This is a genomic window from Paenibacillus sp. J22R56 (genome assembly GCF_056269375.1).
In genome coordinates, this window is record NZ_JBWDNV010000012.1 from 106,139 (window position 1) to 122,008 (window position 15,870).

11 protein-coding genes and 1 other annotated feature are annotated in these 15,870 nt (G+C 44.9%); of the genes, 9 read left to right on the top strand and 2 right to left on the bottom strand.

Going from position 1 to position 15,870, the window contains the following annotated elements; all coding sequences use genetic code 11:
- Positions 1-121 precede the first annotated feature (121 nt).
- The 9 genes from AC0YNT_RS26480 to AC0YNT_RS26520 all read left to right on the top strand — a co-directional run bounded on the left by AC0YNT_RS26480 (position 122) and on the right by AC0YNT_RS26520 (position 14,729).
- On the top strand, positions 122-2,431 hold the full coding sequence (locus AC0YNT_RS26480) for a beta-galactosidase (RefSeq protein ID WP_475807420.1): 2,310 nt from the start codon (positions 122-124) through the stop codon (positions 2,429-2,431).
- A 361-nt stretch (positions 2,432-2,792) separates the two neighbouring features.
- Positions 2,793-3,056, top strand: a binding site (T-box leader).
- Positions 3,057-3,129: 73 nt separating this feature from the next.
- Positions 3,130-4,869, top strand: a complete 1,740-nt coding sequence (ilvB, locus tag AC0YNT_RS26485; protein WP_475807309.1) for a biosynthetic-type acetolactate synthase large subunit — start codon at positions 3,130-3,132, stop codon at positions 4,867-4,869.
- A gap of 109 nt (positions 4,870-4,978) precedes the next feature.
- Complete coding sequence (locus tag AC0YNT_RS26490; protein ID WP_475807310.1) at positions 4,979-5,338, top strand: IDEAL domain-containing protein; 360 nt, start codon at positions 4,979-4,981, stop codon at positions 5,336-5,338.
- A 607-nt stretch (positions 5,339-5,945) separates the two neighbouring features.
- Complete coding sequence (locus AC0YNT_RS26495; protein ID WP_475807311.1) at positions 5,946-7,673, top strand: sensor histidine kinase; 1,728 nt, start codon at positions 5,946-5,948, stop codon at positions 7,671-7,673.
- A complete protein-coding gene (locus tag AC0YNT_RS26500; RefSeq protein WP_475807312.1) occupies positions 7,674-9,326 on the top strand; it encodes a response regulator in 1,653 nt (550 codons plus the stop codon).
- A gap of 107 nt (positions 9,327-9,433) precedes the next feature.
- On the top strand, positions 9,434-11,119 hold the full coding sequence (locus AC0YNT_RS26505; protein ID WP_475807313.1) for an extracellular solute-binding protein: 1,686 nt from the start codon (positions 9,434-9,436) through the stop codon (positions 11,117-11,119).
- Positions 11,120-11,195: 76 nt separating this feature from the next.
- A complete protein-coding gene (locus AC0YNT_RS26510; protein ID WP_475807314.1) occupies positions 11,196-12,095 on the top strand; it encodes an ABC transporter permease in 900 nt (299 codons plus the stop codon).
- A 12-nt stretch (positions 12,096-12,107) separates the two neighbouring features.
- A complete protein-coding gene (locus AC0YNT_RS26515; protein WP_475807315.1) occupies positions 12,108-12,989 on the top strand; it encodes a carbohydrate ABC transporter permease in 882 nt (293 codons plus the stop codon).
- A gap of 84 nt (positions 12,990-13,073) precedes the next feature.
- Entirely contained in the window at positions 13,074-14,729 is a 1,656-nt protein-coding gene (locus tag AC0YNT_RS26520) for an MGH1-like glycoside hydrolase domain-containing protein (RefSeq protein ID WP_475807316.1), read from the top strand.
- 28 nt (positions 14,730-14,757) lie between these two features.
- On the opposite strand, the gene AC0YNT_RS26525 is transcribed toward AC0YNT_RS26520, so the two are convergent.
- Both AC0YNT_RS26525 and AC0YNT_RS26530 read right to left on the bottom strand, forming a co-directional pair.
- Positions 14,758-15,168, bottom strand: coding sequence for a hypothetical protein (locus tag AC0YNT_RS26525; RefSeq protein WP_475807317.1), 411 nt, complete (start codon positions 15,166-15,168; stop codon positions 14,758-14,760).
- A 103-nt stretch (positions 15,169-15,271) separates the two neighbouring features.
- Positions 15,272-15,868 (bottom strand): restriction endonuclease, encoded by a 597-nt coding sequence (locus AC0YNT_RS26530; protein ID WP_475807318.1) that lies wholly within the window; start codon positions 15,866-15,868, stop codon positions 15,272-15,274.
- Positions 15,869-15,870: the final 2 nt, after the last annotated feature.

Below are 15,870 nucleotides of genomic sequence, written 5' to 3' on the forward strand. Positions count from 1 at the left end.
CCTCTTATGTTAAGATTGTACGATTTCTTGATGTAACTGTTATACGGATATAAGACTACTTCTTATTATAATCAGAAATAGATACGTGGATATAACGATTATTAGGGAGGCAGTCAAGTTGGTGCAAAACGAGAAGGTATATCGTATTCAAACCGATTCATATAAGCCAAAAGAAATCTATCCATCTTCCTTAAAGCTTGGAGGAGCTCATCCAGAAGGTGACCATATTTCGTTTACAAATTACTACATGGAACTTAACGGGAAGCCATATTTTGCGGTATGCGGTGAGTTTCACTACTCCCGTTATCCGGAGGCAGAATGGGATACCGAATTGCAAAAGATGAAGCTGTCGGGGATTACGGTTATTCCGACTTATATTTTTTGGAATCATCATGAAGAGATGGAAGGGGAGTTTCATTGGGAGGGCAATCTGAACCTTCGCAAATTTGTCGAGGTATGCGGCCGGAATGGTCTTTATGTCATTCTAAGAATTGGTCCATTTTGTCATGGTGAGGTCCGTAACGGTGGTTTACCTGACTGGCTGTTCGGCAGAGCCTTTGATGTCCGTTCGAATGACGAAGGTTATCTGAACTATGTGTCTCGTCTGTACAACGAAATCGGTAAGCAGGCAGCTGGTCTATTGTATAAAGACGGTGGTCCGGTTATCGGAATTCAGTTGGAAAATGAGTTCCGTGCGGCTGCAGCTCTGTGGGAGATGACGGCAAAGCAAGGGGACGAATATATGAGCGGAGGCACAGGCGGGGCAGAGCATATTATTCGCCTGAAGGAGCTTGCACAGGAAGCAGGATTAACAGCCCCAATCTATTCGATTACCGGCTGGGGAAATGCTCCAGTTCCGGAGGATGAGGTGCTTCCTCTGTATGGCGGTTATGCTTATACACCTTGGACCGTGAACGAGAAGCAGCCACAGCAGAAGCCAACTGCAGAGTATTTATTCACAGATTACCATAACGATACGAATGAAGCCCGAGATTTCTCTCCTCCCTATGCGCGTACAAAATATCCTTTTGCCTGCTGTGAAATGGGTGGAGGCATGCAGGCTTGGTATTTAGCCAGATTCCAAGTGGATCCTGAAAGTGTGCTGGCAATGAGCCTGGTCAAGATCGCCAGCGGCTGCAATTTTATCGGCTATTATATGTTCCATGGCGGGACCAATCCGATTGGCAAGACCGGCTATCTGAATGAAAGCACGACTCCGAAAATTACGTATGATTTCCAAGCACCGATTGGCGAGTTTGGGCAAATACGGGCATCTAATCATTTGATTCGGCCGCTGCATTATTTTCTGCAGACTTTTGGCGGACTACTCGCTCCTATGGGTACGCTTCTGCCGGAAGGTGCAAGCGGGCTGCGACCGGAAGATACGAATACCCTTCGTTATTCCGTTCGAACAGACGGGCATTCCGGATTTCTATTCGTAAATAACTATCAGGATCATGTCGAGATGTCCGAGCACGAAGGTGTTCGGTTTGCTGTCGAGCTTGGCGGCAAGACGTTGGTGTTTCCAAGAACGAAGCCTCTTACGGTCCGTCCTAATGCTTCATTCTTCCTGCCATTGAACATGAACTTAAATGGCGTTCAATTACGAAGTGCGACCGCTCAGCCAGTTACGTTGCAGCAATCGGGCAATGTGAATACCTATTTCTTCTTAATGCTGGAAGGTAATGAGGGTGAATTTGTCCTTGGTGATCAGGGAGTTGCTTCGATAGAAGTAGATCATGGGGTTATGGTGCAGGAAGAGAGCGGGGAATCCATCATAACGGTGACTTCCGATACTTCGAGCCTGATCCGTATTTATCGTCAAGATGGTTCAGAAGTGCGGATTTATGCGATGACAGCAGCAGAAGCGGCATTGATGTGGGAGCTTGTTATAGACGGTGAAAAACAAATTTTGTTCTCGACGGCTGTACCCGCATGTTCGGATAAGGGAATCGAATTTGTGACGAGCAGCTCATTCACAGCGCGGGGGTATGATGGAGCAAGCAAAAACGGATTTACTTCTTATCAGGTTCATGTTCCTGAGAAAAAGTCGGAGCTTTCAATTGTCCGCACTCATGAGCACAAGGTGGCTGTACGCTTTACGCCAGACGTTATGGACGATCTGGAGGATCTCATTCTGAACATTTCATATACAGGAAATGTGGGTTATGCTTTCTCTGAAGGGCAGCTATTCCATGATCATTTCCATAACGGAGACCATTGGGAGATTGGCCTCGCGAGATTCCCTCATGTGCTGCAAGCAGGTGAAATTATCCTAGAGACAACGCCGCTTCGGATTGGGAAGACAACTTTTTCAGATGATAATAATATGGCTGCTGAGCAGCACTTCGAAGGCGAGAAAATTGCTCTTTTCCACGACATAACAGCTGTGCCTATTTATCGGGTTAGGATGAATTTGGGGAGAAAATAGGATTGAAAACAAGATTTGCGTATGCTATGATGTGCAAAAGCGTTGAAGAGAAATACATGCAAGCCGCTTATGTTCAGAGAGCAGGGGGAACGGTGAGACCTTTGCCTTAAGCGATGTATGGAGTCGTCTCGGAGCTGTTGACTGAAGGCTGCGTTCGAGTATTCAGCTGTGTAGGATCAACCGGACTGGCACACGTTATCGTGCAGCAGGTAAGAGCAATCTTACTTCATGAGACCGGCATCGCAAGATAACCGGTAAATCAGGGTGGTACCGCGAAGAGTTAACCCCTTTCGTCCCTAGGTTAGATCAGCTATGCAGCTGAGGCCTAGGGAAGAAAGGGGTTTTTATTATTTATATGACTTTAGAAGCAATGAAGAGAAATAGCGACAAGCTGCTTATGCCCAGAGAGCAAAGGAAAAGCTGAGACCTTTGCCATAAGTAATGTCCGCGGTCATCTCGGAGCTGTTGATCAAAACGTCTCTTTAGAGTCGGAGTAGGTTCAACCGGAATAGCACACGTTATCGTGCTGCAGGTAAGCGCATAGTCTTACCTCTTGAGACCGGCATCGTAAGATTTCCGGTGAACCAGGGTGGTACCACGAAGAATAAACCCCTTCGTCCCTTATTGGCTTAGCAGCCTAGCTGCGTCAGTCGATAAGGGATGATGGGGTTATTTTAATTTACAGGGGGCTGCCGATTATGGAACAAACCATTCAAAAAACTCAAGCAACTCAAGCAACAGAAACGAAACAAACATGGATGACAGGTTCTGAAGCATTGCTGCAAGGATTACTGGATGAAGGTGTAGATACGGTATTTGGTTATCCAGGCGGAAGTGCCTTATATATTTATGACGCGATGACTCGCAATGCGGAGTTCAAACATATTCTTACCCGGCATGAACAAGGCGCTGTGCATGCTGCTGACGGTTATGCAAGGTCGACCGGAAAGGTTGGCGTATGTATTGCCACTTCCGGACCCGGGGCGACTAACCTTATAACGGGCATCGCGACAGCTCATATGGATTCCATTCCAATGGTTATTATTACGGCTAATGTCATGACATCTTTGATCGGGACGGATGCCTTCCAAGAGGCTGATATTATTAGCATTACGATGCCAATTACGAAGCATAGCTTTTCGGTACGTGATGCTGCGGACATTCCTAGAATTTTGCATGAAGCCTTTTATCTAGCCACTACCGGGCGGAAAGGTCCCGTGCTCATCGACATTCCGAAGGATATTTCCAATTCGAAGCTGTTGTATGAGCCTTACAAGGCAGAGGTTCAATTACGTGGATACGTGTCGAAGCCGGCTTTGGATAACGAGAAAATTGAGCAGTGGCTGGAAGCAATCGCCGAGGCCAAAAGACCAATTATTATTGCTGGCGGAGGGATTGTCCACTCGAATGCATCCGATGAATTAATCCAATTTGTTAATCAGACGCAAGTTCCTGTTGTAGCAACCTTACATGGATTAGGCGGATTTCCCAGCGGACATGAATTAGGGCTTGGCATGGCTGGCCATCATGGTAACTTCGCAGCGAATATGGCCATTCAGCATGCAGATCTCATTATCTCACTTGGTTCACGTTTTGATGACCGGCTGACGATGAAGGTCGACGGATTCGCCCCACAGGCGAGACGAATCGTTCATATCGATATTGATCCAGCGGAGATTGGGAAAATCATAAGCACAGATATTGGCATAGTAGGCGATTTGAAGGACATTCTTGCTTATGCCTGCACCAAAGCTAAGCCTTCTAAAGCGGCAGGCTGGATAGAGCAATTACGAAAGTATCGGTCGCAGCATCCTTTGCGCTATAACGATTCAGACACGGAAGTGAAGCCGCAATTTGTTCTTGAGATGATTCATGAAGCTTCGCATGGTGATGCAATCATAACGACGGATGTTGGACAGCATCAAATGTGGACAGCACAATTCTATAAGTTTAATCATCCGCGCTCGCTCCTGACGTCCGGCGGTCTTGGAACGATGGGCTTTGGTTTCCCGGCGGCGATTGGTGCGCAGATTGGCAATCCCGATCGATTGGTTGTCTCGATTAACGGGGATGGCGGGATGCAGATGTGTGCGCAGGAAATGGCGATCTGCGCCGTGCATCAGATCCCGGTTAAGATTGTCGTTCTTAACAATCGTGTACTTGGCATGGTGCGGCAGCAGCAGGAGCTGATGTATGAGAATCGGCTTAGTCAGATCGATCTTGCCGGAAGCCCCGATTTTGTTAAGCTGGCTGAGGCTTATGGCTTGAAGGGACTACGAGCAAGCAATAAGGAAGAGGCAATCGCTGCCTGGAAGGAAGCGTTAGAGACACCAGGGCCAGTGCTTGTTGAGTTTGTAATCCCAATGGATGAGAATGTTTATCCAATGGTTCTTGGGGGTACTGCTTTAGATGAGATGCTTTTAGGTGATTTCGAGTAAAAATAATAAACCAGGCGTAAACCAGTTGACAGCAATAACTGTATACATTATTATAACAGTAATAACTTAAGTTACAGTTACTCACTTTCGATTAAAGGCGGTGATGACCGTGAATTTTGAAGTCAGCGATTGGGTGCAAGGTCAAACGATCAGCGGCGAATTTATTTTCGGCTATGTCGAGCAGATAGACTTGGAGCAAGGTGTTGCAAAGGTTTATGTTGTAAAGTCGGATAACGAGGATTCTGCCGGTCGAATCGCGCTTGCTAAGTTTCATCATCTGAAGCAGCAGGCACAATGGTCTCCTGAAGAGGAAGATCTTCGTGGTCTTATTGATCTGGCTTTAGAGACGCAGGATCAAGCGTGGTTTTTGGAGCTCAGCGATCAGTTGAAGGATACGGTAAAAGGCGATTCCAAAGGTCGCAGCGTATTCTCGAAAAATAAAGTATCCCGGTTATCGACATATATTTAAGTGTTATAGGAATAAAAAGTGGCCGTGCAGGTTCAATTGAACTGCATGGCCACTTTTTGTTTTTTTTTTTCGTTAATTCGTACCCGTTAACGTTGTCTTTTCTGTTTTCTATTTTGTAATTTGCGCAGTCCTGTAAAATCACGGCAGCAGCAAAGATTACCGTAAACTTGACATCCCCCTTGCATACAACTCTCCGCTTGGCTGGGATCTATCTCAATACATATGACCCTATTCGGACTGTTACCAACACACGTAAGCAATGGGACAGACAACATGCCATTCCCAATTCGGCTACTAACCATGGGAATAGTTGATTTGCTGCACGACTTTTTGTAGTGCTTTCCTCTACATCCACATGAACATGACAAAGGGGATACACCGCCTTAATTGAAAGTTTAAATGGTGTATTGTATGCGTTAACTTGTAACGGTGCATGGACGACAACTATCAACAATGAGGTCGTTAACCAACTCGGATATTCCTACCCTGTCGCCGGGACTATTCGACTAGTCTTCCTTTATTTGCTGGCCATTCCTCAAATGCTCGTATTATAATAACGTCAATTCAGTTTCATGAAACCGCTATCATGGTTAGAAGGGGCGTTATTATGTTTTTTAAGAAATATCCGTGGAAGAAAAATGCGTTAAGAAGATTGATTTTCTCTTTTATTTGTATTCTTTTGCCACTCTATATTCTAAGCATGATTATCTACAGCTGGGGAGTCCGAACGCTGCAGGATGAGATTTCGAAATCAATGATCTCCCAAGTTTCTCAGTATTTCAGCGGGATGGAGGAGGATTTCAAGCGAATTCAAATTTTGCAATATGATGCTCTGAACGATGATAATTTGAACCGGCTTGGGGCGATTCCAGATTCGCTTAATGACATCGAAAAGATGCAAAGCATCCTTAGGCTTCAACAACGGCTTAACGCCATTCGCAACAGCAGCACTTATATAAAAGACGTATACGCTTATATTCCGGCCATACAGAAAAATGTTTCTGCGCTAACGATCACAACTTTTGATCAGAAGCAGTTTGATGCTTTAAGTCAATTCCCATTCGAGAAAGACTCTCCTGTGATGAATCTGAATGGCGGGATGTTCCTAAGTGCGGTGTATCCATTCACGAAGCCAAATAGTACGAGAGAGCCGTTGTTCATCATCGCGATTGAACTAGACGAGGGCAAGCTTGCAGAAAAGCTAAAAACGATGGTGAATTCCAACGAAGAGGGACTGATCTATCAAAGTCCGCAGTTTGTTATGACAACGAGTCAGGAGCCCTCTGTTAACAATGCCATTTCTGCCCATATGAACGAAGAGAAAAGCAGTAAATCCGTCAGCGTTAATGGCAAACACTATCTTGCTGTTTACACATCCTCTCCATACTTTGGGGCGGTATTGAGCAAATATGTGCCAGAGAATGCCGTATTCGAGCCGCTTCGCAAGTATCGGAATTGGTTCCTCATGCTGGCAGCGGTCTCTTTGATTATCATTGTTATCTATTCGTTATACGTCTATAAGTACATCCATAAGCCGCTCGACAAGCTGGTTAAAGCTTTCCGCAAAGTGGAATACGGTGACTTTAATGTTCAAATCGGTCATAAGCACAATGATGAATTCCAATATATTTACACCCGGTTTAATGTCATGTTGGACAATTTGAATTACTTGATTGATCAAGCCTATAAGCAGCAGATTCTAACTCAAAAGGCGGAGCTGAAGCAGCTGCAGTCTCAGATTAATCCACATTTCTTATATAACAGTCTCTTTATTCTTAACACGATGTCGAGGCTTGGAGACTATGACAATCTCGAACAATTTTCGAATCAGCTTGGCGAATATTTTCAGTTTGTCACCCGTAACAGCTCCGATGAAGTGCCGCTTGAACGAGAGGTGAATCATGCGAGGGTCTATACGGAAATTCAAGAAATGCGCTTTTCCAATCGGATTCGTATCGATTTCGGCGAGCTGCCGGATCATACCGGACACATCATGGTGCCGAGGCTTATTTTGCAGCCTATTATTGAGAACGCCTTTGAGCATGGACTTGAGAAGAAAGCAGAAAATGGCTTGTTGATGGTTCAATTTAAGAAGAATGATCAAGGGGTACAAATTATTGTAGAAGATAATGGCGGGCATGTTGAGGCTAGAAATCTTGAAGAACTTAAACATCGCTTAAACTATCCGGAGGATACAGAGACAACGGGTCTATTAAATATTCATCAACGAATACGGCTTAAATTTGGACAAGACAGTGGATTAACGGTGGAATCAAGCGAGCAGGGTGGCCTGAAGATCATTATGACAATGAATACCTTGGATGGAGGGGTATAGATGTACAGACTTTTGGTTGTGGATGATGAAGTGATTATTGCAAATGGGGTTAGTGAGGTTCTTCAGAATGTTGCTCATCTGGAGCTTGATGTGTATAAAGCTTATTCCGGGAATGAGGCGGTTAAGTTATTTGACCGTACCCGGTTTGATATCGTATTGACTGACATCCGTATGCCGGAAATCGATGGTCTGCAGCTATTGGAGAAAATCCGGGAGCGATGGCCGCAGTGTAAGGTTATTTTCTTAACAGGTTATAACGAATTCAATTATGTATACTCCGCTATTCAATACGAGGGAGTCAGCTATATTCTGAAGACCGAAGGCTATGATAAAGTGATCCGAATCGTCGAGCAGACGATAGCGGAAATAGAGACCGAACTAAAGGCGGAATCCTTGCTTAAAAAAGCGCAGGAGCAGCTGGAAGCAACGCGAGGTCTGCTCCAGAACGATTATGTATTGCGAATCTTGAAGGAGCAGCTTAATTTGCAGGAAATTAATCAGGAGCAGTTCGATGAGCTCGCTATTCCGCTGCGTGCCGATTGGCCTGTTCTTATTCTAATCGGACGAAATAACAGCCTATCAGAACGATTGACTTATTCGGAGAAATCCCGTCAGTTATACAAAATTAAATTAATTGCTGAGCAGTATTTGTCAACACATGCCTCCATAATCGCTGCGGTGAATGAGAATATGGATTTGGTCTGGTTAATTCAGCCTCTCAGGGAGCAGCAGAGTGGTGAAATGGAATGGGAACGTATGCTTACCTTCGTGAAGGGTCATCTGGAGCTTATTCAAGCGGGATGCCGAGAGTCTGCTGGTGAGATTGTATCCTTCGTCTTGGATGACAGCCCAGTAGAATGGGCGAATGTAGCCGATCGGTTTGCAACGCTAAATATGATGATGAATTACCGCATTGGACAGGGCTCCGGGATGCTGCTTCTCGATAAGCTTGTCATTGAGAAGCAGTCCGCAGGAAACCATCGGGATAAAGTCCGTCAATCGAAGTTAAATCTGCTTGCTGAGCAATTGGACAATGGACATCGAGCCGAATTCCATAACAGCTTACAAGAATGTGCGCTGCCTCTGCAGCGCATATCCAGCATGCATGATGTACCAACTCAAGAGTTTTATTATTCGATTGGCCTTATCTATCTATCTTATATGAATCGCTGGCATTTGGTAGAAATTGTGGCAGCTGAGATTGGCCTGCACAAGCTGATGCAGCCGGGCGAGCATGACAGTTGGAAAACCGCTTTTGACTATTTGGGGCATGTAGGTGAGATGTTATTTAATCTCCAAAATCAGGAGGAAGAGAGAAGGGCAAATGCAGTTATTACGCTCATTCAGAAGCATATTCAGGAGCATCTGCATAATCCGGATGAGCTGTCGTTAGTCCGGCTTGCGGAGCTTGTTTATTTTAATCCTTCCTATCTTTCTCGATTGTTCAAGCAAGTAACGGGAGAGAATTTATCCGATTATATTTCATCCGCTCGAATGATGAAAGCAAGGAAATTGCTCGAGAAGCCAGAGTTGAAAATTCAGGAAGTAGCCGAAATGGTCGGTTACGGTACAGCGACAAATTTCACTCGCTCCTTCCGCAAGGCTCAGTCGATGACACCACAAGAATACCGATCATCATTCATGCTTAAGTAAACAGCTGATTCAAAGGTAAAGACATGAATATTGTTTCCCTCTCGCCGGACAACTACCATTAGAGATATAGGGGCCCTACTAAAAATAAACATTCCAGGGAGGTTCATATGAAAAATAGAAATAAAGTGAAATCGACAGCAATTGGTGTTATGGCTGCGATGATGATGCTCTCTGCTTGCAGCTCCGGTGGTTCGAATAATGAGAACAATGCAACTGACAAACCTGATAATAGCACAGCTACAGCAGCACCAAATTCCGCTGAACCGGCTGTTGATCCAATGGCGAAATATGATCCTCCTATTGATATTACAGCTTGGCGTTATACGGAATCCACGTATCAGTACGAGAATGGAGATACGATTGAGAATAACATTTACACGAAAGCTTATGAAAGTGATCTAGGGATTAAGCTGAAATACCAGTGGACGGTTCCGGTTGAACAATTTGATCAAAAGCTGAATGTGTCCATTGCATCTGGTGATCTGCCTGATATTATGTGGCTGAAGAACAAGCAGCTGACCGATCTTGCTGAGAACGATATGCTGTATGATTTGACAGATTTGTTCGAGAAGTATGCTTCTCCGATTACGAAGAAAATAATGCTGCAGGATGAAGCCAGCTTTAATACAGCGAAAATCGGCGGCAAATTGATGGCCATTCCAAGTACGGCATCAGCTGTGGATGGCTTGCCAATCCTTTATCTTCGGACCGATTGGTTGAACAAGCTTAATCTTCCGGAGCCAAAAACGATGGATGATGTGATTAAAATTGCGGAAGCGTTTACAAAGAATGACCCCGACGGCAACGGAAAACCGGATACGTTTGGTCTTGGTTTGACAAAGACCTTTATGACAGATGGCCAGTTTGGCGGCTCCGGCTTCTTCTCCGGTTACCACGCTGCTCCGGAAAAATGGGTGAAGGATGCCTCTGGCCAGCTTGCATACGGCAGTATTCAACCTGAAATGAAAGCTGCTTTGCAGCAGCTTCAAGATATGTATAAGCAAGGTCTGCTGGATAAAGAATTTGGTGTTAAGGACCGTGCGAAGGTAACGGAATCAATCGTTGGCGGCAAGCTTGGCATGTTCTACGGTACGATGTCAGCTCCACTCTCGGTTATCCAAGAGAATGTTAATAGCGATCCAAAAGCAGAATGGAAGTCCTTCCCTCTAGTATCGTTTGATGATCAGAAAGCTACACCGATTGGTAAAATGCCGATCCAACGATACTTTGCAGTCAGCAAAGACAGCAAGCATCCGGAAGCGATTATTAAGCTCTTGAACTTCAGCATGGAAGGTTTTGAAGAGGACGCGGTTGATAATGGATTTGGTTACAGCAAGAACAACATTCCGGTATACCTGTACAGCTTGATTAGTGCAGAGCCTGCCAAGAAAAACCTGAATGCCCATCTGAATGCGATAGCAGCGCTGGAATCTAAAGATCCATCCAAATTATCGACAGAAGAGAAAGGCTATTATGACAAAATCGTAGACTTCCGTGGCGGCAATCGTGAGAACTGGGGGACAGAGCGCGTATTTGGCTCCCCAAGCAGCTTCGACGTCATTAACCAATATGTGAATGACAACAACTATACGTTTGATGCCTTCTATGGCGCATTGACTCCTACTATGGTGGAAAAGCTTTCTTCTCTGCAAAAGATGGAGGAAGAAGTGATTACTAAGATTATTATGGGTCAATCTATCGACACATTTGATAAATTTGTAGAAGACTGGAAGAAGCTCGGCGGCGATCAAATTACGAAAGAAGCTAACGAGTGGGCAGCAAAAAATAAATAAGATGGTGAAGGAGAAGTGGGAAGAGGGGTTACATCCGCTTTCCACTTCTTTGTCCATATAACGGAGGTTTCACAGTATGCAATTAAAGAAAAAGCTCCAGGAATGGCCTCTGCATCTCATGTTGCTGCCCGGCATTCTATTGACACTATTATTCAGCTACGTGCCTATTATGGGCATTGTTATTGCTTTCCAGAAATTCTCACCAGCCAAAGGGATTTTTCATTCCAAGTGGATTGGCCTTGATAACTTCCGCTATATGCTGGAGCTGCCGAACTTCACGAGTATATTGTGGAATACCGTTTTTATTGCTGTGTTAAAAATTATTGCTGGTATGATCGTGCCAATCGTGTTCGCGCTTCTTCTTAACGAGATTGCGGGAGCCTTCTTCAAACGTACGATTCAAACGATAATTTATTTCCCTTACTTTTTGTCCTGGGTTATCCTAGGCGGCATTCTGATCGATATTTTATCCCCGTCCGGTGGTATTGTGAATCAAATGCTGGGGATATTCGGAATCGAACCAATCTTCTTCTTGGGTAATGAGAAGTGGTTCCCTTACACACTGGTGTTAACGGATACGTGGAAGCATTTCGGATATGGGACTATCGTCTATTTGGCGGCATTGACTGCTATTGATCAAAGCTTATATGAAGCTGCAACGATGGATGGCGCTAACCGATGGAAGCAGACGCTGCATGTGACCCTGCCTGGTATGATGCCAATCGTGGTCCTTATGGGCGTGCTGAGCCTCGGTAATGTACTGAATGCAGGCTTTGAGCAGGTCTTTAATCTTTATAGCCCTATGGTCTACAGCACGGGCGATATTCTGGACACCTTTGTTTACCGGATTGGTTTATTGGACGCACAGTATGGGGTAGCTACAGCCGTTGGTCTGTTTAAATCGGTTATTTCCTTTGTGCTTATCGTCATATCCAATAAGCTCGCCGGACGTTATGCCGGCTATCGGATCTTTTAAGGAGGGCACATCATGCATAAGCTTACACTCAGTAGAAAAAGCTTTCTCATCTTCAACTATATCTTGCTTGGTTTAACGGCCTTTGTATGTATATTGCCGCTGATCAACGTGCTCGCGATATCCTTTAGCTCCAGTACGGCAGCCGCTGCCGGTTTCGTCAAGCTTCTCCCGGTTGATTTTACTTTATCTTCGTATAAATACGCGCTCCAGAAGCATGAGTTTGTTGACGGATTTTTTGTATCGTTAAAAAGGGTTGGTTTAGGTTATGCGATCAACATGCTGCTGTCCATCTTAGTTGCCTATCCACTTTCCAAGGAAAAGAAAGCACTCTCTCTGCGTAACTTTTACGCATGGTTTTTTATAATAACCATGCTGTTCAGCGGTGGTCTGATTCCAACTTACATGACGATCAAGTCGGTTCATATGCTTGATACGATCTGGGCATTGGTGCTTCCAGGGGCAGTACCGGTATTTAATGTCATCTTGCTTATGAACTTTTTCCGTGGATTGCCAAAGGAAATTGAAGAAGCTGCTTATATAGACGGGGCAGGTCACTGGCGTGTGCTGTGGAAAATATATGTTCCGCTCTCGATGCCGGCGATCGCTACGATTACGCTGTTTACGATTGTAACCCATTGGAACTCCTGGTTTGACGGCTTGATTTATATGAATCAGCCCATCCATTATCCGCTTCAAAGCTATTTACAGACAATTATTATTACAACGGATCCAAGCTTAATGTCTTCGAATGAGCTGCTTAATACAGGTGATGTCAGTGACCGGACTTACAAAGCGGCGCAAGTGTTTCTCGCAGCTTTCCCGGTATTACTGGTCTATCCCTTCCTGCAGAAATATTTTATGAAAGGCCTTGTTATGGGCAGTGTGAAGGGCTAAACAACCAGCCCTCAGAAGGGGAGAGTTTTGACTTTCATTGGTTCCGATATAAGCCCGAAACTTACTAACTGACAAAAGAGGCGAATGACCTTGCTATTAGAAAAACTTCGTGCAATTGACCTCGAGAATAAAGTTGGACAGATAGCTAAAAAGTCTGATGAACAAATAATTGCTGACTGGCAGAGTACCGGGGTTAAGTTCGCTGCTTCTTCAGAGCGGCTTCAGAATGTATATTATGCGGGCATTCGTAAGCTTCTTGACTGCATTGTACCTAATCATGAGAATCATCCCGTGCTTCAGGAGGGAGGAGCGTACGCAGGCTGCTGGCTGGAGAGCACAGGTACCATTAACGCGGAGCTGCTGTCTCGTTTTCTCCCTCGTGTATCCCATTCCACTTATCTCTTATTTGCCGAGTTTCAGAGAGAGGACGGCTTGATTCCCTATAAAGTTACCGCTGCAGGACCCGCATACCGGCAAATTCAGATGGTGACGCCGCTTGCTAGAAGCATCTGGAATCATTATTTGATGAATGGTCGTGATTCTTCGTTCTTACGGAGAATGTACCAGGCGATGTCCCGGTTTGATGATTGGCTTGTCCGATACCGGAATACTCGGAGAACCGGCTGTGTGGAAGCCTTTTGTACTTTTGATACCGGACATGATTTGTCGCCGCGCTTCTGGCATGTTCCAGATACGGCTCATTTGAACGATGTGCGTTTATACAGCCCGGAATCGCCAATCCTGCCGTTTCTGGCCCCTGATTTAACCGCAAATGTATACTGTCAGCGCAAGTATTTGGCGCTTATCGCAACAGAGCTTGGCGAGCCAGATGCTGATCAAGTGCGTTGGAACGAGAAAACAGAACAAAGCTTAAATAGCCTCTATCAATATTGTTATGACGAGGCGGATGAATTGTTCTATGACCGGGATCGGAACGGGGAATTTGTCCGTGTGCAGTCCGATGTATTGCTGCGCGTATTGGCCTGCGAAGTAGGAGATCGAAGTCGATTTGATACTGCGTTGAAGCGTTATTTGCTGAATACGAGCAAGTTTTTCGCCAAGTATCCGCTCACTTCCGTTGCGATGGACGATCCACGTTTTGATCCCTCTTCGGCTTACAACAGCTGGGGAGGACCGGTTAACTTCCTGACGATTATCCGTACGGCACATGCGTTTGAATACCACGGACGCTATGTGGAGCTGACATGGATCATGTTCCCAATCATAAGCGCGATGGCAAGGATGACTCGTTTCTCGCAGACGTTAAACCCATGGACCGGTGAAGAAGGTTATACGGATACCTATTCTCCGGCTATATTAGGTGTGCTGGATTATATAGAACGTTTATGTGGCATCTTGCCTACTCCAGACGGGGAACTATGGTTTACTGGGCTTGTCCCTTATCCGATGGACCATGGCGAAGAGGTGGCGGAGGAGACCGCTTATTCCCGAAAGGTAGACGGGGTTGAATTTGAACTGGTTAATACACGCCAGCGTTCAACGGTATACCGTAATGGTGAGGTGTTCATGCGGCTTCCATATGGAGTTCGTGCGGTCACGAATCGCAAAGGGGAGTTTATCGCTATCATCGGAATGCTTGCAAGCGAGGTGGAAGGAACGATTCAGCTGCTAGGGAAAGACTACGAGATTACGATCAAAGGCAATGAGCGGAAAGTGCTTGTTGGGGAAAGCTTTGCAACGATGTCGGACATCGGGCTGGTTGCGCCAGCTTATAGATAGACAAAAGGGTTCAAAATAAGCACATGGCTTATTTGAACCCTTTTTTTAATAATGCGCTTAATGGATTGTTTTTACCAAGCGGCAGGGAAGGGATAGAAGGCGAAGAGGGAGCCGTTTTTTTCGCTGCTGCAGGTGCTGTAGCCGTTGCTTTACCTTTGCTTTTGCTAATACTGTTGCTATTGCCTTTGTTGCTGCCCTTACTTTTCCCATTCATGCCCTTGACGTTCTTACTGCCATTGCCGCTATTAGTGTTTTTACCGCCATTGCCATTAGCTTGCTCTTCGGTTTCTCTACCTGTTTGTTCCATATCCTGCTCTGATGTTGTCGAGCCATTACCTGATCCAACCGAGATAGATTCCGGGGCGATCTGTTTCACAAATCCAAAATGAATGATACCACTATTATTTACGACAACAACCTTACCGATCCAGCAAAACATGTAAGACTCGCATCCCCTCATAGCGGTGGCTTATCTCATAGTTTATGGACAAAATGCTGGACCCGAATGGGTGTTTCGATAGGGAATAGAGCCTTTTTAAGGTTCAAGCATAGTCAGGTTTCACTGAGGAGAACACCGATAGTTCATCTTCTAGTAGCTGTATACTTTGAATCCACATTTCTAGAAATGCCTTCCCATCAATTAAACGGACATTGACCTCATCTGCATATTTGATGGCAAGATCACTGTAAGAGCATGTCGCAATGATTGCTGCTTTTTGTACCTGTTGTTTAATCATTTGACTATGTAATATCGCGACAGGCTCAAAATTAAGCTTCACATTAGGCTCGTAGCATTTTACTTGAATAAGCTCAACGCCATCATTCGTGTCATGCAATATGTCTATCCCTCCATCATTGCTGGAGGGTGTCACTGTACATTTCCCCTTATATACAACTTCTAAGGTTCTTGCGACAAAACGTTCGAAGTCATAAGGTGTATCTTCTGTCTTTCCTTCTTCTTTTTTGAATCTTTGATACATTCCGGCTAATAGAATTTTATGTACATCTTCTTTTGATTTAAGGAATTCACTAAGTTTGTTTTGCTGTAATCGAATCTGGCTGTCTTTTAGAGAATAAAGGTGAAAAGCATAATAACCAAGAGCAAATAACGTTAATACTAGCAATGTTTCAGGAACCAAAA